Source organism: Kaistella yananensis (assembly GCF_026107505.2).
GTDB classification, from domain to species: domain Bacteria; phylum Bacteroidota; class Bacteroidia; order Flavobacteriales; family Weeksellaceae; genus Kaistella; species Kaistella yananensis.
In genome coordinates this window covers 30,100-49,819 of sequence record NZ_JAPCHZ010000002.1, presented here as the reverse complement: position 1 = coordinate 49,819, position 19,720 = coordinate 30,100, and the positions used below count along the sequence as shown (strand labels likewise).

The 19,720-nt window shown below is 39.7% G+C and carries 19 protein-coding genes; 16 read left to right on the top strand and 3 right to left on the bottom strand.

Translation table 11 applies throughout. From position 1 onward, the window contains the following. The first annotated feature begins 17 nt into the window (after positions 1-17). The 10 genes from OK344_RS04430 (at position 18) to OK344_RS04385 (ending at position 9,971) form a co-directional block, all read left to right on the top strand. Positions 18-281, top strand: a complete 264-nt coding sequence (locus OK344_RS04430) for a DUF2752 domain-containing protein (protein ID WP_228399595.1) — start codon at positions 18-20, stop codon at positions 279-281. A gap of 38 nt (positions 282-319) precedes the next feature. After that, on the top strand, positions 320-1,063 hold the full coding sequence (locus tag OK344_RS04425; protein ID WP_265143652.1) for a WG repeat-containing protein: 744 nt from the start codon (positions 320-322) through the stop codon (positions 1,061-1,063). Between the two features lie 170 nt (positions 1,064-1,233). Further along, positions 1,234-3,345 carry a TonB-dependent receptor gene (locus OK344_RS04420; protein ID WP_265143651.1) on the top strand — a complete coding sequence of 704 codons (2,112 nt, stop codon included), beginning with the start codon at positions 1,234-1,236 and terminating at the stop codon, positions 3,343-3,345. Between the two features lie 102 nt (positions 3,346-3,447). After that, the gene (locus tag OK344_RS04415) at positions 3,448-4,134 is read left to right on the top strand and encodes a T9SS type A sorting domain-containing protein (RefSeq protein WP_265143650.1); all 687 of its coding nucleotides are present in this window, start codon (positions 3,448-3,450) and stop codon (positions 4,132-4,134) included. 91 nt (positions 4,135-4,225) lie between these two features. Further along, a complete protein-coding gene (locus OK344_RS04410) occupies positions 4,226-5,017 on the top strand; it encodes an HU domain-containing protein (RefSeq protein ID WP_265143649.1) in 792 nt (263 codons plus the stop codon). After that, entirely contained in the window at positions 4,984-5,499 is a 516-nt protein-coding gene (locus OK344_RS04405) for an acyl-CoA thioesterase (RefSeq protein ID WP_088468226.1), read from the top strand. Before OK344_RS04410 ends, OK344_RS04405 begins: the two co-directional genes overlap by 34 nt. A gap of 3 nt (positions 5,500-5,502) precedes the next feature. Continuing rightward, positions 5,503-6,438, top strand: a complete 936-nt coding sequence (locus tag OK344_RS04400) for a 2-hydroxyacid dehydrogenase (RefSeq protein ID WP_265143648.1) — start codon at positions 5,503-5,505, stop codon at positions 6,436-6,438. A gap of 81 nt (positions 6,439-6,519) precedes the next feature. Next, positions 6,520-7,797, top strand: a complete 1,278-nt coding sequence (locus OK344_RS04395) for a serine hydrolase domain-containing protein (protein ID WP_265143647.1) — start codon at positions 6,520-6,522, stop codon at positions 7,795-7,797. 28 nt (positions 7,798-7,825) lie between these two features. After that, the gene (locus OK344_RS04390) at positions 7,826-9,526 is read left to right on the top strand and encodes an Ig-like domain-containing domain (RefSeq protein WP_265143646.1); all 1,701 of its coding nucleotides are present in this window, start codon (positions 7,826-7,828) and stop codon (positions 9,524-9,526) included. After that, positions 9,513-9,971 carry a heme-binding domain-containing protein gene (locus OK344_RS04385; protein ID WP_265143645.1) on the top strand — a complete coding sequence of 153 codons (459 nt, stop codon included), beginning with the start codon at positions 9,513-9,515 and terminating at the stop codon, positions 9,969-9,971. Before OK344_RS04390 ends, OK344_RS04385 begins: the two co-directional genes overlap by 14 nt. On the opposite strand, the gene OK344_RS04380 is transcribed toward OK344_RS04385, so the two are convergent. From OK344_RS04380 to OK344_RS04370, 3 genes are all read right to left on the bottom strand, one after another. Then, on the bottom strand, positions 9,972-10,301 hold the full coding sequence (locus OK344_RS04380) for a hypothetical protein (protein ID WP_088468222.1): 330 nt from the start codon (positions 10,299-10,301) through the stop codon (positions 9,972-9,974). Then, entirely contained in the window at positions 10,301-11,116 is an 816-nt protein-coding gene (panB, locus tag OK344_RS04375; protein ID WP_265143644.1) for a 3-methyl-2-oxobutanoate hydroxymethyltransferase, read from the bottom strand. The genes OK344_RS04380 and panB overlap by 1 nt, the downstream gene beginning before the upstream one ends. A gap of 74 nt (positions 11,117-11,190) precedes the next feature. Next, positions 11,191-11,904: a Crp/Fnr family transcriptional regulator gene (locus OK344_RS04370; protein ID WP_265143643.1), complete on the bottom strand. Its 714-nt coding sequence runs from the start codon at positions 11,902-11,904 to the stop codon at positions 11,191-11,193. A 91-nt stretch (positions 11,905-11,995) separates the two neighbouring features. On the opposite strand from OK344_RS04370, the gene OK344_RS04365 reads away from it, so the two are divergent. The 6 genes from OK344_RS04365 to ccoG all read left to right on the top strand — a co-directional run bounded on the left by OK344_RS04365 (position 11,996) and on the right by ccoG (position 19,719). Then, positions 11,996-14,383, top strand: coding sequence for a heavy metal translocating P-type ATPase (locus tag OK344_RS04365; RefSeq protein WP_265143642.1), 2,388 nt, complete (start codon positions 11,996-11,998; stop codon positions 14,381-14,383). Positions 14,384-14,554: 171 nt separating this feature from the next. After that, a complete protein-coding gene (ccoS, locus tag OK344_RS04360) occupies positions 14,555-14,773 on the top strand; it encodes a cbb3-type cytochrome oxidase assembly protein CcoS (RefSeq protein WP_265143641.1) in 219 nt (72 codons plus the stop codon). 5 nt (positions 14,774-14,778) lie between these two features. Beyond that, positions 14,779-17,058 (top strand): cytochrome-c oxidase, cbb3-type subunit I, encoded by a 2,280-nt coding sequence (ccoN, locus tag OK344_RS04355; protein ID WP_088468217.1) that lies wholly within the window; start codon positions 14,779-14,781, stop codon positions 17,056-17,058. A 23-nt stretch (positions 17,059-17,081) separates the two neighbouring features. Continuing rightward, the gene (locus tag OK344_RS04350; RefSeq protein ID WP_265143640.1) at positions 17,082-17,273 is read left to right on the top strand and encodes a CcoQ/FixQ family Cbb3-type cytochrome c oxidase assembly chaperone; all 192 of its coding nucleotides are present in this window, start codon (positions 17,082-17,084) and stop codon (positions 17,271-17,273) included. 18 nt (positions 17,274-17,291) lie between these two features. Beyond that, the gene (locus OK344_RS04345) at positions 17,292-18,170 is read left to right on the top strand and encodes a cbb3-type cytochrome c oxidase N-terminal domain-containing protein (protein WP_265143639.1); all 879 of its coding nucleotides are present in this window, start codon (positions 17,292-17,294) and stop codon (positions 18,168-18,170) included. 100 nt (positions 18,171-18,270) lie between these two features. Continuing rightward, the gene (ccoG, locus tag OK344_RS04340) at positions 18,271-19,719 is read left to right on the top strand and encodes a cytochrome c oxidase accessory protein CcoG (RefSeq protein ID WP_265143638.1); all 1,449 of its coding nucleotides are present in this window, start codon (positions 18,271-18,273) and stop codon (positions 19,717-19,719) included. The last annotated feature ends 1 nt before the right edge of the window (position 19,720 follow it).

Genomic DNA, 19,720 nt, shown 5'->3' with positions numbered 1-19,720 from the left:
TTTTTCCGCAGTGTCCGGTGAAATACCTTTCCGGATACAGCTGCCCCGGCTGTGGCTCTCAACGCGCCATTCATGAACTTCTTCATCTCAATTTCAAAGAAGCTTTCGCATACAATCCTTTATTGGTCGCCTCCATTCCCTATATCACTTTAGGCATTGCTTTTAGTACTGAAAGTTTAAAAACCCGCTATCCAAAAACGAGAAAATTCCTGTATGGGCAAAACGCATTGTATGTTATTATGGCCATATTGGTTTTGTTCTTTATTTTCAGAAACATTTAAAACGTTATTTTTGGACCTAAGTTTGCAAAAAGAAAGTCATGAAGAACGTTTTAAGTTTGATTTTAATCAGCTTCGCCCTGATCTTATCTGGTCAGAAACACAATGTCGCTAAAAAGAAAACGGTTACAAAAACAGTTTCAGCGAGAACCAATCCCGATTTGGTGAAGGTAAATGATTCCATTCCTGCCCTGATTCCACATAAGATCAACGGGAAATTCGGATTTGTTAATCAAAAAGGCAAAACCATTATTAAACCTGAGTACAGCAATGTCGGATTTTTTACAGAAGACTGCAATCTGCTGAATTCTCCCAATCCAAAGGTGAAGAAATTCGGCTCTTCCAAATATGCCTCTGTTCGTTTAAACGGTCAGGATTTCCGTATCAATCAGGCCGGAATCCGTGTCTATCAGTTCAAAAAAACTGATCTCGGACAATGTACGCCTGAATTTAAAGCACAGCTTTTTCATGCCTACGTTATGAATCACGCCTATGGAATTATCGAAGATTCTAAATTTGAAAATCCCGTGGATTACCGACAGTTTACAATCTATCCTCAATACGATTATCTGCATATTCTGGAAGGTGATGATCTCAAAAATCCAATGATTATTGCGTCGTACAAAAATAAATTTGGGGTAATCGACATCAATAATAAAGTGGTGATCCCTTTCGAATACAGCGACATCAAAAGAAATTTCAGCTGGAAGCTTGCGCGGCTTTTTGAAGTGACCAAAGACGGGAAAAATTATTATTACGTAGATTCCAATAATATTCGTTATTAATTAAAAATTTTGTACTTTCGCCGCTGAAATTAAAGGGGTGCTATAAAAAGCTGAGATTATACCCAATGAACCTGGAACAGGTAATGCTGTTTAGGGAGCGGTCTGCGGACCTATTTATTGTATAATTTTTTTCGACCCCTTTTATTCAATTAATCTTAAAAATTAAAAGAATGAAAGGATTTGTTATTTTAGGGCTGTTCGCAGGCCCGTTTTATCTTGCACAAACATCGCAGGATACCTTGAAAATTCACAACATCGAAAGTGTAAATTTCACAAAAAGATTACCGGTTTCCAAAGAAATCATCAACGTTGAAAAGGATTTGGGGATTAAAAATCTCGGTCAGGATTTACCGATTTTGCTGAAAAACCAGACTTCAGTCATTTCAACTTCAGATGCCGGAAACGGCGTAGGCTACACCGGTTTCAGAATCCGTGGGGTCGGCGGCAACGGAATTAATGTTATGCTGAACGGCGTGCCTTATAACGATTCCGAATCTCAGGGAACCTTTTTTGTGAATGTTCCGGACTTAACAAGTTCTGCATCGCAAATTGTGATCCAACGAGGCGTGGGAACATCTTCCAACGGAGTTTCGGCATTTGGAGCAAGTGTCAACGTGATTTCTAAAAATCCGGATGAAAAATTTTATGTGAAATCGGATAACAGTTACGGCTCTTTCAATACCTACAAATATTCTGCAGAAGTAGGTTCCGGTAAATTCTGGAATGACAGACTTTCTCTGATGGGGCGTTACACCAATATTCATTCGGATGGGTATATCGACAGGGCTTTTTCTGATCTGCATTCGTATAACTTCACCGCGCTTTTTGAGGAGAACAAAACCAAAATCCGTTTGATGGCTTTCGGAGGAAAGGAAAAAACCTATCAGGCCTGGAACGGCGTTGACAAAACAACCTGGGAAACCAATCCCAAATTCAATTATTCCGGAGCAATTTATGACCAAAACTGGGAGAATATCGTAGGATTTTACGATAACGAAACCGACAATTACCGCCAAAATCATTATCAGCTCTTGTGGGAGCAGAACCTTAGTGACCGCTGGAATCTGGAAACTACTTTCCATTATACCATTGGCAAGGGGTATTACGAAAATTACAAACAGGATGCGAAATTTTCAAAATACAACCTTCCCAATATTTTAGAAAACGGTGCTGAAATCAAACGCAGCGATTTCATCCGTAAAAAATGGCTCGACAACGATTTTTACGGAGCCGTTTCTACGCTTTACGGAAAGTTTGAAAATTTGGATCTGAATTTCGGAATCGTTGGAAACCAATATTACGGCAGGCATTTTGGGAATGTTTCTGATGTGTTCCGCCCACAGATTTTTGAACACGAATATTACAGAAACAACTCGCTAAAAAATGAAATCGCAGGTTTTGCCAAGTTTATTGTTTCTAAAAACAGATTCGAATTTTTCGGAGATCTACAGCTGAGAAACATCACCTACGATACCAAAATTGTACAACAAGGAGATGATGAAGGAGTGAATCTCGATAAGAAATGGACCTTCTTTAACCCAAAAGCAGGAATCAATTATAAAATCCCGGCAGGAAAAATTTTCCTTTCCGCGGCCGTTGCGCACCGGGAACCCAACCGGGATGATCTTTTCGCGAATCCTGAAACCGAAGCAGAAAAACTTTATGATTTCGAAGCCGGAATTGAAAAGACGCTGGGAAATGTTTCGTTCACAGGAAACCTTTATTACATGAATTATGTGAATCAGTTGGTACTGAACGGACAGATTAACAATGTGGGAGAATTCATCCGCGTAAATTCAGGCCAAAGTTACCGAATGGGAATTGAACTTGGCGCGATTGCAAAAATTTCGGAAAAGTTGAACGCCTCAGGAAATTTAACATTGAGCAAAAACCAAAACAAGGATTTTAAAAACGAGACTTCTTCCGGCATTGAAATGCTTGGAAATACGCCAATCTCATTTTCTCCGGAGGTAATTGCGAACGTGTTACTTCAGTTTAATCCGACTGAAAAATTCAGCTTAGGAATTCAGAATCAATATGTTGGAAGTCAGTTTTTAGATAACACACACAATGAAAGCCTGAAACTCGACGATTATTTCCTTAGCGATTTCAATGCAAAATATACTTTAAATCTAAAGAAAACCGATGTTGATTTTAAATTTTTGCTCAACAATATCTTCAATAAAAAATACGTAAACAACGGCTATGTGTACGACGGACCGGTTTATTTTTCTCAGGCAGGGGTTAATTTTATGTTTGGGATGAGTTTGAAATTTCAATAGGTTCCGTAAATTTAAAGTTGTGTTAATAAATAAATGAGGAAAATGTTCCTGTTTTTCAAAAATTGCAGTAATTTAGATTCTACAATTTTAAAAGCAAGAAATATGAAAAAACTTTCCTCTTTATTTTTAGCAGTATGCGCTGCGGCTGCATATTCTGCACAGCTAACAGTGCAAACAGTTTCCCAGGGTGTTGTAAAACTGACTTACGGTGCTACCAACGATTATTCGATTTATGAGCCGGGTTTCGAAGTTCCAACTTTTTGGGTTCATGTGTGGAGTAATGCCGCAGACAACAGTACGGGAACTGTGTATGATGATGCGTGGACCAATTCTACAGTGTCGATGAATTGGGACAGCAGTGCCGGTGCCTATGTAGGAACAATTAACCTGAACACCAAAGTTTTTACCAATGGAAACAAAACTTTCCCTTCCGGAACTACGGTTAATAATTTAGGTTTTGTTTTTAAAGACCAGCAGAATGGCGCAACGAAACAGTCTGGAGACCTTGCAGCAACCACATATGGGTTTACCAGTACAACTACAGATGCTACTTTGGCGGTTTCTAATCCTGTGACGGGTAAAAAATCCAATGTTATCGGAGGTAAACTTTATACCTCCAGTAAAGGAAATCTTGAAATTTCTGTTTACGAAATGTCGGGGAAACTTGTAAGATCATTCAAAGCAGTGGCTAACGGAACTCCAATTGAACTGAACGTGTCACGAAACGGATTGTATTTGGTGAAAATCACAAACGGTTCTGAAAGCGAAGTAGTGAAATTTGCCAAATAATTGATTTATCAACTAATTCAGAGATCGCTTTTTAGGAGCGGTCTTTTTTATTTTTGATTAAATGGTACAAAAAACATAAATTTGCGGCCATATGAATTTCTCTTTTCTCATTCTCGAATTTCTGAAGCAACAGGGCCAGGTTTTGGTGCCGGGTTTTGGGACTTTTTATCTGAAAAACACCAATGCTTTGGTGGATGAAGGCGGGAAAAGTATTTTGCCTCCCGGAAAAGAAGTCGCCTTTCAGATTGGGAATTCAGCGGCAGATGATTCGTTTGTACGTTTTGTCGCGCAGCAAAAGAATATTCCGCTGATCGATGCTGAAATTGAGGTGAAAAAGCAAACCAATTTCTGGTATTCGATTCTACAGAAAGAAGGGAAGTTTGTTCTCGAAAATATTGGGACTTTTATTCTGGACGACAGCCAGATTCACTTTACCGGAAACCGAACTGAAAACCTTTCACCGGATTTTTACGGTTTGGAAGAAATTCACCTTTCTGAAATAAAAAATTCCGTAGCGTTAAGTAAACCTGAGGATCATCAGACTTCTTACCGTTTCAGTAAAACGCTTTACTGGCTCGTTCCGTTGCTTTTAGGGGTTTCAGGACTGGCTTATTTTGGAATTACCCAGCCGGAAATTATTTTAGGAAAAAAATCTTTCGGAAACGGTCTGGAACCTGCACCTGCAACTAAAATTGTAAAGGCTTCCATTAAAAAAGATTCCGTTAAACAGGATTCTGCCACGCTGATGAATCCGGTGATGGATTCTGCAAAAACAGATTCTTTAAAATCTAAAGCCATTGCACCCGTTCCGGGAAAAAAATGGAGTTCCCAGAAATACTCAAAATCAAAATGGAAAAAATCAAAAAAGCGTCAGAATCCTTAACGGTGATGACGAATATCGTTTTGCCCAACGAAACCAATTCTCTTAGAAATCTTTTCGGTGGCGAACTGCTCGCAAAAATGGACCGTTGCGCATCAATATCTGCAGCGCGTCATTGTGAAAGGCGTGTGGTAACGGCTTCTGTAAATCACGTGTCATTCAATCATCCGATTCCGGAAGGCGGAATTGTAGTGCTTGAATCCAAAGTGTCGCGCGCATTTTCAACCTCAATGGAAATTTATGTGGATGTTTGGCTCGATGATCCGATCAATCAGAAAAAAATTCATACCAACGAAGGAATTTATACCTTTGTTGCGGTAGATGAATTTAACCGTCCAATTCCGATCCCCAAAATGGAGCCCGAAACTGATATGGAAAAACTCAGATTTGATGCCGCTTTACGAAGAAAAGAACTTTCGCTTATTCTTTCCGGAAGAATGAAGGCGGCAGATTCCACCGAACTGAAAAAACTGTTCTCGGTGTAAATAATGAAAATCCTTCAGCTCGATACCAACCATCCTTTAATTACAGAACAGCTTTCTGCAAAAGGTTTTATGCTGGATGAAGACACCACGTCCACTTATGATGAAGTGCTGGAAAAGATTGCAGATTATGAAGGCATTATTATACGAAGCAGAATTCCTGTTGATCAAAATTTTCTCGAGCACGCCAAAAACCTGAAGTTTATTGCAAGAGTAGGCGCCGGAATGGAAAATATCGATGTGCGTTTTGCGGAAGAACGGGGAATAAAACTCATCAGTTCACCCGAAGGAAACCGCGATTCTGTGGCGGAGCATGTCGTGGGGATGCTGCTGATATTAATGCACCGGCTCTTTATTTCATCAACTGAGGTAAAGAACGGAATCTGGAAGCGTGAAGAAAACCGCGGGGACGAGCTTCTGGGAAAAACTTTCGGAATCATCGGCTACGGAAACATGGGAAAAGCCGTTGCCAGAAGACTTTCAGGCTTCGGCGTTAAAGTGATTTTTCATGATATCCTGCCCAATCTTTCCGATGAATTCGCAACGCAGGTTTCACTGGAAACTTTAAAGAATGAAGCTGATATTTTAAGTCTTCACATCCCGATTACCGACGAAACCTATCAGTTAATTGATGCGCAGTTTATTTCCGGGATGAAAAAAGATTTTTATTTCATCAATACTGCCAGAGGGAAAAATGTGAAAACGAGTGATTTAGTTGAAGCAATACGTTCCGCAAAAGTAAAAGGTGCCTGCCTCGATGTTTTGGAATATGAAAAGGCTTCATTTGAAAATCTGGAAATAGAAAACAATGATTCTGCATTTCTGCTGCAGTCAGAAAAAGTGATTGTAACGCCTCATATTGCGGGATGGACTGTACAGAGTAAAGAAAAACTTGCGCAGGTTATTGTAGATAAAATCCTGACCGGGTTTGCTCAGGATTAACAAATTTTTATGATTTGAGTCTTATAAAACTGATGCGAAATCCCTTATCTTGCGGGAATTTTTCAGGTTAAAAACTCTTCAATGAAATTATTCCGAATTATTTTTTTTCTTGCCATTTTTAGTCAGGTCTTGTTTTCGTGCAAAAAGGAAAATACAGACAGCGAAGAAACCAAAACAACTTTACCGAATTTCGGAAATGTAGAACTCGACGAAGTTTTTAAAGAAAACAACAGCAAACTTAAGAACAGGGATTCTATTGTTTCTGTCATCGACAGTTACTACAAAAATGTCTGGGAAAAAGGTGATCTCTGGGGCGGTTTTTTAGTAGCGAAAGGCGATGAAATTCTCTATGAGGGTTACCGAGGTTTTACCCAGGACAATAAACAGGACCCGGTGAACGATACGGTTGCGCTGCACGTAGCTTCCATTTCAAAATCGATTACGGCAATGGCTGTCATGAAACTGATTGAAGCCGGAAAACTGGAGCTGCATGCTCCCTTAACCCAGTATTTTCCCAAATTTCCTTATCCTAAGGTTACTGTGTTCACACTCCTTTCCCAACGGAGCGGTTTGCCGAAGTACGAATATTTTATTGAGAAAATAGAGCCTGAACCTGCCGAACTTTCCAAAGAATATATTTCCAATCAGGATATCCTCAATCTGTTGATCCGTTATAAACCAGATCTGGCGAGGGAAACCAACACCGGATTTATGTACTGCAATACGAATTATGCGTTACTGGCCCTGTTGGTAGAGCATGCTACCAAAATCCCTTTTCCGGAAGCGATGCAGCAGATTGTCTTTCGCCCACTGAAGATGAAACATACCTATATTCTTCAGGAAAAAGATATGGAAAGCGCAGCAAAATCTTTTTACCAGCGCGGCCCACGCGTTTATCCGTATGACAGGCTGGATCTGATTTATGGTGACAAAAATGTTTACACTACACCAAGGGATCTTCTTAATTTTTCGAAAGCCATGTTTGCCAAAAACTTTCTGCGTGAAGATCTGCACAAAATGGTTTTCGAGCCTTACAGCAACGAACGGCCGGGAATTAATAATTACGGACTTGGTTTCCGGATGAAGGTCTTCAATGAAAATGAAAAACTCACGTACCACAACGGTTGGTGGCATGGTACCAACTCGGTTTTCGGCCATTTATTGAAATCGAATGTCACCATTATCGCAATAGGCAATAAATATTCGAGCAGGGTTTATACCTCGTTGGCGCTTTCAGGTTTATTTGAAAATTTCCCGTACGAAACCGAGAAATTAGTGAAGACATTAAACCAGAACGATACGATAAAAAATAGTTCCGGAGCAGATTCTCTGAATGGTAACGATTCCTACAGCGAATAATTTTAGTAATTTTGCGTAAAACTTTTTCATGAAGAAACTGTGTTTTCTTTTCCTGCTTAGTCTCATTTTACTTTCCTGTGCAAGGGTGGGTTCGCCTGTAGGCGGCGCCAAAGATTCAATTCCGCCCAGAGTGGTGGGTACGAATATCGATTCGTCGCGGGTGAATGTTCCGAGAGATATCAAGGAGCTGCGCATCGATTTTGATGAATATATTACGCTGAAAGAGATCAATAAACACCTGATTATTTCGCCGCCGCTCCGCAAAATGACCAAAATTCTTCCCTCAGGAATGGCCAATAAATACCTGCTGATTAAATGGGAAGACACTTTGCAGGCCAACACTACTTATAATTTCAATTTCGGGAATGCGATTGTAGACAATAACGAGGGAAATGCGCTTCAGTATTATAATTTCGCGTTTTCTACCGGTGATAAAATCGATGATCTCTACATCAGCGGAGACCTGAAAAGTCTGATCAGCGATAAAGATCAGAAATCATCCGAACCGAATTTGGTGGTCGGGCTTTATCAGGATAAAGATTCCGTGGATTACCGCCAGAAACCTTATTATATCGCCAAAGCTGATCCAGACGGTTATTTTGAACTGAATTATCTTTCACCCGGAACATACAGGATTCTGGCTTTTGAAGACAGTAATTCGAATTCAGTTTACGACCCTGGAAAAGAAAAAGTTGGTTTCCTGAAAGACAAAATTGTTTTAGATAAAAATATATCAGGACTTAAACTCAATTTATATCCTTCCCGAAAAGCCCAGAAATATGTAGAAATGAAGGAAATTCCGGGAGGTATTTTAATGACGTTTGAAGGGAATCCCCAGAATGTAAAGGTTTTTTCCTTGAATGAAAAACTGCAGGATTATAAAGTGACGCATGCGCCAAAATCGGATTCTGTAACTGTTTGGTTTGATACTAAAAAACAAAACGTAGGAATTGCGACCAGCGAAAACCTGAAATTCAGTTATGATGATGGCGTGAAGCAGGATACTGTATCGGTTTTTTACCGTCTGAATACGAAGAACGAAATGGCACTTTCCAATTCAAAGGGTAATATTTTGCCTCCAAACCAGGATTTTGTGATCACCTCCAATTATTTTATCGACAACATTCAGCCGGAAAAATGGACTTTGGTTTCCGACAGTATTCAGCAGGATTTCACGGCACAGATTTCTGAAAAAAATCCATTTGAAGTTCGTATTCAGTCGCAGTTTAAAGAAGGTAAAAAGTATTCTTTAACCGTCCCGAAAGAAACAGTTTCGTCTTTCTATGAAACCATTCAGAAGTCTTACCGATTTGATTTTGAGTCTGATAAAACAGAAAATTACGGAACGCTGGTCCTAACATTAGAAAATGCACCTGAGCAAATATTCTGGCTGCAGTTGTTGAGCGAAAACGGAAATGTTTCCTATTCAAAATACGGAAAAGAAGCCAATCTAACCTTCAGATCGGTGAAACCGGGCAAATATCAGATAAGAATTCTGGTTGATAATAATGATAACGGAATCTGGGATTCTGCCGATTTCCTTGGCGGAGAATTTGCTGAAGACGTCTATATCTTCGAAAAAAATGTGGAAATAAGGCCGCTTTGGGAGATCCGTGAAAAGTGGAACCTTCAGCCGGGTGCTGAAACAACAATATCTGCAGATCCAGCCAGTGAAATAAAACCTACAATTCCTGTGGAACAGCCTAAACCGTCAGATGAAAACTTTTAAAAATATTATTTACTGGTCGCTTATTGTGATCGCTTTAATTCAGTTTATTCCGGTAGATAGAACGAATAAACCGGTGGATCAGAAAGTAAATTTCGTTGCGGTTTTCAATACGCCGCCGAATGTAAAAAGTATTCTGAAAAATGCCTGTTACGATTGCCACTCCAACGAAACGGTGTATCCGGATTATGCTTATGTAGCCCCGATTTCGTGGTCGATAAAAAACCATGTCAGTGAAGGGAGAGAACATCTTAATTTCTCCGAATGGGGGAATTTTAACCGTGATCTGAAGAAAAGCATGCTGCAGAATTCGGCACGTTCAATAAAGGACTATACCATGCCTTCGCCAGGCTACATTGCGCAACATCCTGAAGCCAATCTTACCATGGCAGAAAGAACTTTACTTGTAAATTATTTTGAAGATATTCTGAAATCAGAGCGCTACTGATTATCTTCTTACAGGTCTCGGTCTGTTGAAGATGGAAAGAATAACGCCTGCAAAAAGACCAATGGTCTTAATGGAAGTAAACTTGGAATCCGGCGGTAAAAAAGCACCGATAATACAAAGCGCAGCTGCGGCATACATCGGATACAGAAAGTTTTTATTCGTTAAAGTAGGCGCCTGGAAAAAGAAACTTGCTCCGATTAAAACGTAGAAAACTCTGTGGTAAAGGAAATCATTGATTTCCGGAGAAAAAAGGTTAAAAAATCCTACAATTAAGCACAAAAGTGCTGCAATTGATAAAATTCCCTGGATGGTCTGTGTATTGGTATTCATTAATAACTTTCTGATTTGTTAGGGAAATCTGCGGATTTCACATCTTTTACATAGTGAGAAATTGCTCCGGTGATTTCGGTATATAAGTCTAAATATCTTCTTAAAAATTTTGGTGAAAATCCCTGATTCATGCCCACCATATCGTGGTAAACAAGAACCTGTCCGTCGCAATCCGGTCCCGCACCGATTCCAATGGTAGGAATGGAAATACTTTCTGAAACCTTCTTCGCCAAATCTGCAGGAATTTTCTCGAGAACTAAAGCAAAACAGCCCAGTTCTTCCAGAAGTTTCGCGTCACTGATTAGCTTTTCAGCTTCTGCATCTTCTTTCGCACGGACTTTATACGTTCCGAATTTGTAAATTGATTGAGGCGTTAATCCCAAATGTCCCATCACCGGAATTCCGGCGTTTACGATTTTTCTTATGGAATCTTCAATTTCAATTCCGCCTTCAATTTTAATGGAATGTGCACCGCCTTCTTTCATCATTCTTACGGCTGATTCCAGTGCTTTTTCCGGGTTGCTTTGGTAAGTTCCGAAAGGTAAATCTGCCACAACCAAAGCTCTTTCAACACCGCGCACCACACACTGGGTATGGTAAATCATCTGATCCAGCGTAATGGGAAGCGTAGTTTCGAAGCCCGCCATAACGTTGGCTGCGGAATCGCCGATCAGGATAGAGTCTACACCGCCTGCATCCACCATTTTAGCAGTTGTGAAATCATATGCGGTAAGCATGGTGATTTTTTCTTTGTCGAATTTCATTTTTCGCAAAGTCTCGGTGGTGATTTTTTTAATTTCAGAATGTACAGACATGATCGATGGTTGTTTTTGGTTACTGACAATCACAGGCGAAAGAATATTAATTCACCTGCGATCTTCAATAATTATTACATAGTAACGTGACCCAGTTTTATGAGTTTTTCGTGATTTAAAATCTTAATGGTTCTGCCTTCAACTTCGATGAGTTCATCCTGTTTGAATTCAGAAATTAAGCGGATTGCACTTTCGGTTGCCGTTCCGATGATATTGGCAATTTCTTCGCGGGTTAAGGAGATTTTAATGAAACCTTCGGGATCGGTTCCTAATTTTTGTTCCAGCAGAAGCAAAATTTCGGCAAGTCTTTCGCGGACGGTTTTTTGTGCTAAAAAAGTGACTGTATTTGAAGATTCGCCCAGTTCGAAAGCGATTTTCTGTAACATTACAAAAGAAAGCTTCGGGCCTACTTCCAAAAGGTGAAGAAAAATATCGGAAGGCAGAAACGTGGCTTCCACATCAGTCATTGCTTCAGCTTTTGCCTGAAACTGCTCACCGCAAAGCAATGAACGGTAACCGATTAAATCGCCTTCTTTGATGAAACGCAGAATCTGTTCTTTTCCGTAAACGCCCTGTTTAGAAAGTTTTGCTGTTCCTTTTTTAAGGAAATAAACTCCGTTAGGAGTTCCACCATCCTCGAAGATGGTTTCACCTTTATGAAATTTAAGATTCTGTTTTACAGAAAGATAATTTTTATAATCTTCGGGTGAAAGCATTTCCTGGAAGGACTCATCGCTGAACACTTTCAAGAGGTTTTCCTCAATTAGGGTTTGTTTTTCTAACGACATTTTTTTATGACATTTATCAGCAAAAATAGGGTATTTATAAGCCAGCCACAAATTTATTTATTATAATTTTGCATGAAATTTTTTATATAAAATGCCTGAAAACTGTTTTCATTGCGGACAAAACATAGAGAAAGAGCGAATTTCATTCGATGAAAAGATCTTTTGCTGCAATGGATGCAAATCTGTTTACGAAATCCTGAATCTGAATAATCTGAGCGATTTTTATGAACTCAATAAAAAATCAGGAATTCGGCCAAATGACGACAATACGTCCCAGTTCGATTATCTCGACACGCCGGAAATCTTCGAGAAAGTAACCGATTTTTCTGAGGGAAATACCAGTCTTGTGAATTTTAAGATACCTGTTATTCACTGTTCATCATGTATCTGGCTTTTAGAAAGCCTGCAGTCGCTAAATCCCAATATCAATTATTCTCAGGTCAATTTTACCCGCAAAACAGTACAGATTTCATTCAATCATAATGAACTGAAACTAAGCGAACTGGCCAAATTCCTTACAAGTTTAGGTTACAAACCTGTGGTGAACCTTGAAACTGCAGAGAAAAAAGAAGAATCTTTAGACAAATCCCTGGTGATTAAACTTGCAGTTGCAGGTTTTGCTTTCGGGAACGGCATGTTTTTCAGCTATCCGGAATATGCTGAACACGTAATGGGAACAACCGATTTCTGGATGGAGAAGTACAAGCATCTTTTCCGGTTTATCATGTTCTTGCTGGCTACCCCGGTGGTTTTTTATTCCGCTTCAGATTATTTTAAATCCGCATGGTTTGGGCTGAAGAACAAGATCGTAAATATTGATGTCCCGATTGTGCTTGGAATTATCATGCTTTATGGCAGAAGTATTTATGAGGTGTTGACGGATTACGGCCCAGGATATTTCGATACGCTTTGCGGACTGCTTTTTTTCATGCTTTTAGGGAAACTTTTTCAGAAAAGAACTTACAGCGCGCTTTCCTACGACAGAGATTACAAATCTTTTTATCCGATTGCCGTTACCAAAGTTGATTTCAACGGAAAACAGGAAAATATTTTGCTTTCGGATCTGAAAGTGGGGCACCGGATTATGGTCCGTAATCAGGAGATTATACCGGTGGATGCTATTTTGATTAACGGTGAAGGCAATATCGACAATAGTTTTATTACGGGTGAAAGTGCTTCAGTGCCAAAAAAACCTGGTGACAAGATTTTTGCCGGCGGGAAACAGGTGGGATCAGCGCTGGAACTTGAAGTGATTAAGACTGTGAACCAGAGTTACTTAACTCAGTTATGGAATAAGGAAGCGTTCAGAAAGTACGAAATAGGTTTAGATACATTAACCAACCATATTTCCAAATATTTCACTTTTATAATTTTGGGAATTACCCTGATTGCCGGAATTTATTGGGGAAGAATTGATTTTGAAAAAATGTTTCAGGTGGTTGCTGCGATTCTTATTATTGCCTGCCCGTGCGCGCTGGCCCTTTCGGCACCGTTTACTTTTGGGCACGTGATGCGGATTTTGGGAAGGAATAAATTCTATGTAAAAGACACTTTAACCATCGAAAAAATTTCGAAAATCAGCACTTTGGTGTTCGATAAAACCGGTACAATCACTCACAATAAGGAAGCAAATATTCATTTTGAAGGGAATGAGATTGAAGATTTCGATCTGAAAAATATAAAGTCGCTCGTCAAAAATTCAAACCATCCATTATCAAAAGCGCTATATGATTTTCTGAAAGTTGAGGACGAATACTTTCCTGTTGAAAAGTTTGCGGAAACTCCCGGAAAGGGCTACGAAGCAGAAATCCGCAGGACACTTTATAAGATAGGTTCTGCAAAACTGATTGGTGAAGAAGCTAAAAATCTTGAAACCGCGGTTTATATCAGTAAAAACAATGTCTTTATTGGGAAGTTTGTCTTCAAGAATGAATACCGGAAAAATCTAAGTACTTTATTTAAAAATCTTGCAGGTTACCGTATTCATGTGTTGAGCGGCGACAATGCATCTGAGGAAAAGCAGCTTAAGAAAATTATTCCTGATTTTGATGGAATGGCATTTAACCAAAATCCTGAAGATAAACTGAATTACATTAAGAAACTGCAGGACCGCGGCGAAAAAGTGGCTATGTTGGGTGATGGGCTTAATGATGCAGGCGCACTAAAGCAAAGTAACGTCGGAATTGCGGTTGCAGATGATACCAATTCTTTCACCCCGTCCTCCGATGTGATTATGTCTGGCGAAAAACTGGAGAAACTGAATGATTATTTTAGTTTTTCCAAAGACGCAATGGTGATTGTAAAGATTACTTTTGCGATCAGTTTTTTCTACAATATTATCGGTTTGAGTTTTGCGGTTACGGGACACATGTCGCCATTGTTTGCGGCGATCTTAATGCCGATAAGTTCGATAAGTGTGGTGGCGTTTACGTCAATTTCCACTTGGTGGCGCAGTACAAAATATTTTAAAATCAAATAAAAAAGAAGGATTTACCGTGTGAATTTCTCTACATGATTCAGAATCAAAAACTTAAACCGAGAAATTTGATTATTTAGAGAGATTTTAAATTAACAAACTTTAACGTTTGTTGAGGAATATCATATTTTTTAAGTAAATTTGAACCGGTTTATCCCTAAATTTGCACCGCACATGGATATATTATATTTAATGATTCTTTGCAGCGTGTCGCTGGCTGTGGTCTTTTTAATCGTTTTTATTGTAAACGTAAAAAAAGGGCAGTTCGAGGATGATGAATCTCCCGCGGTCCGGATACTTCTCGACTCAGAAATTATCAAAGACGAGCCGGGATCTGAAGAAGAAAATAAACCAGAATTAAAAAAAAAAATAACAGAAGCAAAAAGTGATTAGTTAATATGGAAACACAAAAGTTTAGTTATGACAACAGTATTGTGCGTGCGTTTCTTTATGCAACCGTAGTCTTCGGGCTTGTCGGTTTTTTATTAGGACTTACCGCCGCATGGATGCTATTCTATCCGGAACTTCCTGAGTATTTTCTCGGGACGGACGACCCAACCATCGTAAGTTTACGAAGCGGTGATCTGCAGGGATTAATCAATTCCCAGGGGGCCTTTGGTTTTGGACGGATCAGGATGCTGCACACCAGCGCAGTAATTTTTGCATTCGTATGTAATGGTTTCTTCGCGGGTGCCTATTACTCCATGCAGCGCTTGCTTAAAACAAGAATGTTCAGTGATACCCTTTCCTGGATTCACTTCTGGGGATGGCAGCTGATGATTGTTGCTGTTGTTATTACCTTCTTAATGGGAATCAATACTTCCAAAGAATATGCAGAACACGAATGGCCGATTGATATTTTGATTACCATTATTTGGGTGATCTTCGGTATCAATATGTTCGGTACCATTGCAAGAAGAAGAGTGCGTCACCTGTACGTTGCAATTTGGTTCTATTTGGGAACATGGGTTGCGATTGCGATGCTTCACATTTTCAATAACTTAGAAGTTCCACTTTCCTTTACCGGCTGGAAATCTTATTCTGCATACGCAGGGGTGAAAGATGCATTGGTTCAGTGGTGGTACGGGCATAATGCGGTAGCGTTTGTACTTACAACACCGGTTCTTGGTTTGATGTATTACTTCTTGCCTAAAGCTGCCAACAGACCTGTGTTCTCCTATAAATTATCAATCATTCACTTCTGGTCACTTATATTTGTTTATATCTGGGCGGGGCCACACCACTTACAGTACACTGCTGTACCGGGATGGGCGCAAGCTTTGGCTACAGGTTTCTCTATTATGCTAATCGCACCGTCTTGGGGAGGTATGCTGAACGGGCTTCTTACTTTAAGAGGAGCGTGGGATAAAGTCCGTGAAGATCCTGTTCTTAAATTCTTTGTCGTTGCAGTAACTTGTTATGGTATGGCAACTTTCGAAGGACCGCTTTTAGCAACTAAAACTTTAAATAAAATTGGTCACTATACAGACTGGGTTATTGGTCACGTTCACGTAGGAGCACTTGGCTGGAACGGATTTATGACATTCGGTATGGTTTACTTCCTCTTACCAATCCTTTGGAGGACAAAACTATGGTCTGTAAAATTAGCTAACTGGCATTTCTGGTTAGGAACTTTAGGAATTATTTTCTATGCAGTTCCTTTATATATCTCAGGATTTACTCAAGGGTTAATGTGGAAACAGTTCAATCCAGACGGAACATTAGTGTATAAAAACTGGTTGGATACTGTAACTGCCATTATTCCTTACTATCAAATGAGATTTGTTGGTGGTTTGCTTTATATCGCCGGAGCTATTTTAATGGTGGTGAATGTCGTTGCTACGGTAAGACAGGGATCATTCCAGAAAGAAGTTCCTGCTGAAGCACCAGCACTTGCTAATGTTACCAAGCAAAGAAAAGAAGGAGAAGGTCTTCACCTTTGGTTAGAAAGAACACCTGTGTTACTAACAATACTTTCTTTTGTTGCTGTAGCCATCGGGGGATTTGTAGAAATTGTACCTACGCTTGCAATTAAAGATAACGTTCCTACCATTGCGGCAGTGAAACCTTATTCACCACTTGAATTGGAAGGTAGAGATTTATACATCAGAGAAGGCTGTAATTCATGTCACTCCCAAATGATCAGACCCTTCAGAGATGAGGTGGTAAGATTTAACGGGAAAAACGGACAGTACTCTAAAGCAGGTGAATTTGTTTATGACAGACCGTTCCTTTGGGGTTCCAAGAGAACCGGTCCGGATTTGCACCGTCAGGGTGGTAAAAACCCAAGTTCATGGCATTACAAACACATGCTGAATCCACGGGTTACATCGGCGGGATCCATTATGCCCCGTTATCCATGGTTAATTGCTAATGACCTCGACAGAAGTAAAATGGTAGATAAGGTAAAACTGATGAAGAATACTTTTGATGTTCCTTATACCCAGGCACAGATTGATTCGGCAGACCAGTGGGCAGATAACCAGGCGGCATTCATTGTGAAGCAGATTTATTCTGAAGCAGCAGACGTAAAACTGGCCTACGAGCAAAGAAAAGCAGCAGAAGGCGCTAACTTTACTCCGCTGGAAAAGAAAGAAATCGTTGCTTTAATCGCTTACCTGCAGAGATTAGGTACAGATATTAAAACTACCGAAATCAAAACTGCAAGTTCAAATTAATCACTAATAAATAAAGTGCATCCATGATACCGCAAAATGTAAAAGATATTCTTTCCAACGGCGAAAATGTGGGTTTTTACCAGACATTGGCAATGTTGCTCTTTCTTTTCTTTTTTCTGGGGATTGTATATTATGTTTTTTCCCGTCCGAAAAAACACTATGATGAAGAAGCAAATGCAACTTTAGATGATGATATTGAAGATAAAAACTTATAATTTTTTAAATTAACTACAATGAAACAAAGAACGCCGGTTTACATAACCATTCTCATTATAGTGTGCCTATTATTTATCGTGCTCTATATGTTTGTTCAGAATACTTCTTTCCTTGCGTCGCCGTATTTTTGGGGAACTGTAATTATTGCTTCCATTATTGCGATGATACAGCACTCAATAGGTGATTTGGTAGAAAATGCTAAATTTAAAGCACTCTCTGAGGAAGAAAAGAAATTGTATCTCGAGTCTAAAAAAGTCCCTTACTTTAAAAGTCTTTATAACAGTGCATTCAAAAAACAGTCGGCTACAGAAGAAAAGGATATTCTTATAGACCACGGTTTCGACGGAATTATGGAGCTTGATAACCAGTTGCCGAAATGGTGGCTTGGCTTATTCTGGTTCGGTGTTGCATACTGCGCGGTTTATATGGTATCTTATTTCGTGTCAGATTTTGCTGATCAGGGTATTGAATACGACGAGGAATACAAGGCACAAACGGCAAGCATTGCTAAATGGATGGAAGAGACCCCGCCACCAACCATTGAAGACGCGGTTTATTCACCAGACAATATTGCTGCAGGTGAGGAGGTATTTAAAACCAACTGTGTTTCTTGTCACGGCGACGGAGGTAAAGGTGGAATTGGACCTAACTTAACAGATAATACCTGGATCAACCAGCCTGAAAAAACTTTATTCAAAAACGTATTCCACATGGTTGAAAACGGAAGTCCGAACAACCCTACCATGCAGGCATTTGGGAAAAACGGTGTTCTTACAGGTTTTGATATCCAGAATGTATCGGCATATATTTATCATATAAACCAGGAACAGACCCCAATAACTCCAGATAAAGGCGGTGCTGCTCCACAAGGAACACCAGCAAACTGGGAGAAATAAAGTTTAACATAAACTGTATAATTTGAAAAAACATAATTCGTTATCTTTGTAAAATCAGATAACGGATTATGTTTTTTGATTTAAAAAAAGTTAAGAAAAAATGTCGGATGATCAGAATTTCAAAGGTGGACAAGGACAAGTAGTAGAAGCAGAAACTTTCAGGGATTCTGTTGGCACCATGGATCAGGCTGGGAAGCGAAAGTGGGTATTCCCTAGAAAACCCAGTGGCAGATATACCAATTACCGCACACTTGTAGCCTGGTTTCTTCTCGCAGTTTTTTTTGCACTACCATTTGTTAAAATTAACGGGAATCCTTTCCTTTTAATTAATGTAATCGACAGGCAGTTCTTTATAGCAGGCCAGCCATTTTATCTGCAGGATTTTTTCATTCTGGCGTTAGGTGCAATTACTTCCATTGTTTTCATTATTTTATTTACTGTTGTTTTCGGAAGAATTTTCTGTGGATGGATTTGTCCCCAAACCATTTTCCTTGAAATGATTTTCCGTAAAATTGATTATCTTATTGAAGGTGACCGGAACAAGCAGATGAAACTCGACCGTCAGGAATGGAATTCAGAGAAAATCTGGAAACGGTCTTTAAAATGGGCAATATTCATCATTATCTCCCTGATCATTACCCACTGGATGTTTATGTATATCGTAGGTTATCAGGAAGTTTTTGATATGATTCAGGAAGGCCCGTTCACCAACTTTACAAGTTTTCTGGTGATGATTATCTTTACCGCTGCGTTTTATTTTACTTTCGCATGGTTCCGTGAGCAGGTTTGTACGCTTGTTTGCCCATACGGAAGATTACAGGGCGTACTCATCGATAAGCAGACCATTAACGTTTACTACGATTTTAAGAGAGGCGAGAACCGAGCGAAATGGAGAAAGGGTGAAGACCGCAAAGCGGCCGGCAAAGGTGACTGTATCGACTGTAACCAATGTGTTGTAGTGTGTCCCACCGGAATCGATATCAGAGACGGCCAACAGCTCGAATGTGTAAACTGTACGGCGTGTATCGATGCCTGTGATGAAGTGATGGTAAAAGTGGGACTTCCGAAAGGCCTTATCAGATACGCAACAGAAGACGAAATCGAAAAAGAAACGAAATTCAAATTCACCGGAAGAATGAAGGCATATACCGCCATATTGCTTCTTTTGATAGGTTTCTTAGGATTTCTCCTGAATAACCGGGGTGCCATGGAAGCTAAATTCATCAAACCTGCCGGCTCATCCTTCTTCGTGAGAGATGGAAAAATTAATAATACCTATAACTATACTTTCCTTAACAAATCGAATCAGGATCAGGTCGTTACTATTAAGGTTATCGAACCGCAGCATGGAGAAATTACCGTAAGTGCTTCCGACAAGATTCTTGTGAAGAAAGATCAAATGACCAAAGGCACCGTGAATATCAGTTTCCCTGAGAAAGAAGTAAAACTCTCTAAACAGAATGTGAAGATCGGAGTTTACGACCAGAAGGGCGAACTGCTCGACACCTTCGAAACTTATTTTGAAGGACCTTTTAAATTACAATTTTAAT

Excerpts from the sequence above, each read along its gene's own strand:
- OK344_RS04425 (WP_265143652.1), top strand. The coding sequence starts at position 320 with ATGAAGAACGTTTTAAGTTTGATTTTAATCAGCTTCGCCCTGATCTTA.
- OK344_RS04420 (WP_265143651.1), top strand. The coding sequence starts at position 1,234 with ATGAAAGGATTTGTTATTTTAGGGCTGTTCGCAGGCCCGTTTTATCTT.
- OK344_RS04415 (WP_265143650.1), top strand. The coding sequence starts at position 3,448 with ATGAAAAAACTTTCCTCTTTATTTTTAGCAGTATGCGCTGCGGCTGCA.
- OK344_RS04410 (WP_265143649.1), top strand. The coding sequence starts at position 4,226 with ATGAATTTCTCTTTTCTCATTCTCGAATTTCTGAAGCAACAGGGCCAG.
- OK344_RS04405 (WP_088468226.1), top strand. The coding sequence starts at position 4,984 with ATGGAAAAAATCAAAAAAGCGTCAGAATCCTTAACGGTGATGACGAAT.
- OK344_RS04400 (WP_265143648.1), top strand. The coding sequence starts at position 5,503 with ATGAAAATCCTTCAGCTCGATACCAACCATCCTTTAATTACAGAACAG.
- OK344_RS04395 (WP_265143647.1), top strand. The coding sequence starts at position 6,520 with ATGAAATTATTCCGAATTATTTTTTTTCTTGCCATTTTTAGTCAGGTC.
- OK344_RS04390 (WP_265143646.1), top strand. The coding sequence starts at position 7,826 with ATGAAGAAACTGTGTTTTCTTTTCCTGCTTAGTCTCATTTTACTTTCC.
- OK344_RS04385 (WP_265143645.1), top strand. The coding sequence starts at position 9,513 with ATGAAAACTTTTAAAAATATTATTTACTGGTCGCTTATTGTGATCGCT.
- OK344_RS04380 (WP_088468222.1), bottom strand. The coding sequence starts at position 10,301 with ATGAATACCAATACACAGACCATCCAGGGAATTTTATCAATTGCAGCA.
- panB (WP_265143644.1), bottom strand. The coding sequence starts at position 11,116 with ATGTCTGTACATTCTGAAATTAAAAAAATCACCACCGAGACTTTGCGA.
- OK344_RS04370 (WP_265143643.1), bottom strand. The coding sequence starts at position 11,904 with ATGTCGTTAGAAAAACAAACCCTAATTGAGGAAAACCTCTTGAAAGTG.
- OK344_RS04365 (WP_265143642.1), top strand. The coding sequence starts at position 11,996 with ATGCCTGAAAACTGTTTTCATTGCGGACAAAACATAGAGAAAGAGCGA.
- ccoS (WP_265143641.1), top strand. The coding sequence starts at position 14,555 with ATGGATATATTATATTTAATGATTCTTTGCAGCGTGTCGCTGGCTGTG.
- ccoN (WP_088468217.1), top strand. The coding sequence starts at position 14,779 with ATGGAAACACAAAAGTTTAGTTATGACAACAGTATTGTGCGTGCGTTT.
- OK344_RS04350 (WP_265143640.1), top strand. The coding sequence starts at position 17,082 with ATGATACCGCAAAATGTAAAAGATATTCTTTCCAACGGCGAAAATGTG.
- OK344_RS04345 (WP_265143639.1), top strand. The coding sequence starts at position 17,292 with ATGAAACAAAGAACGCCGGTTTACATAACCATTCTCATTATAGTGTGC.
- ccoG (WP_265143638.1), top strand. The coding sequence starts at position 18,271 with ATGTCGGATGATCAGAATTTCAAAGGTGGACAAGGACAAGTAGTAGAA.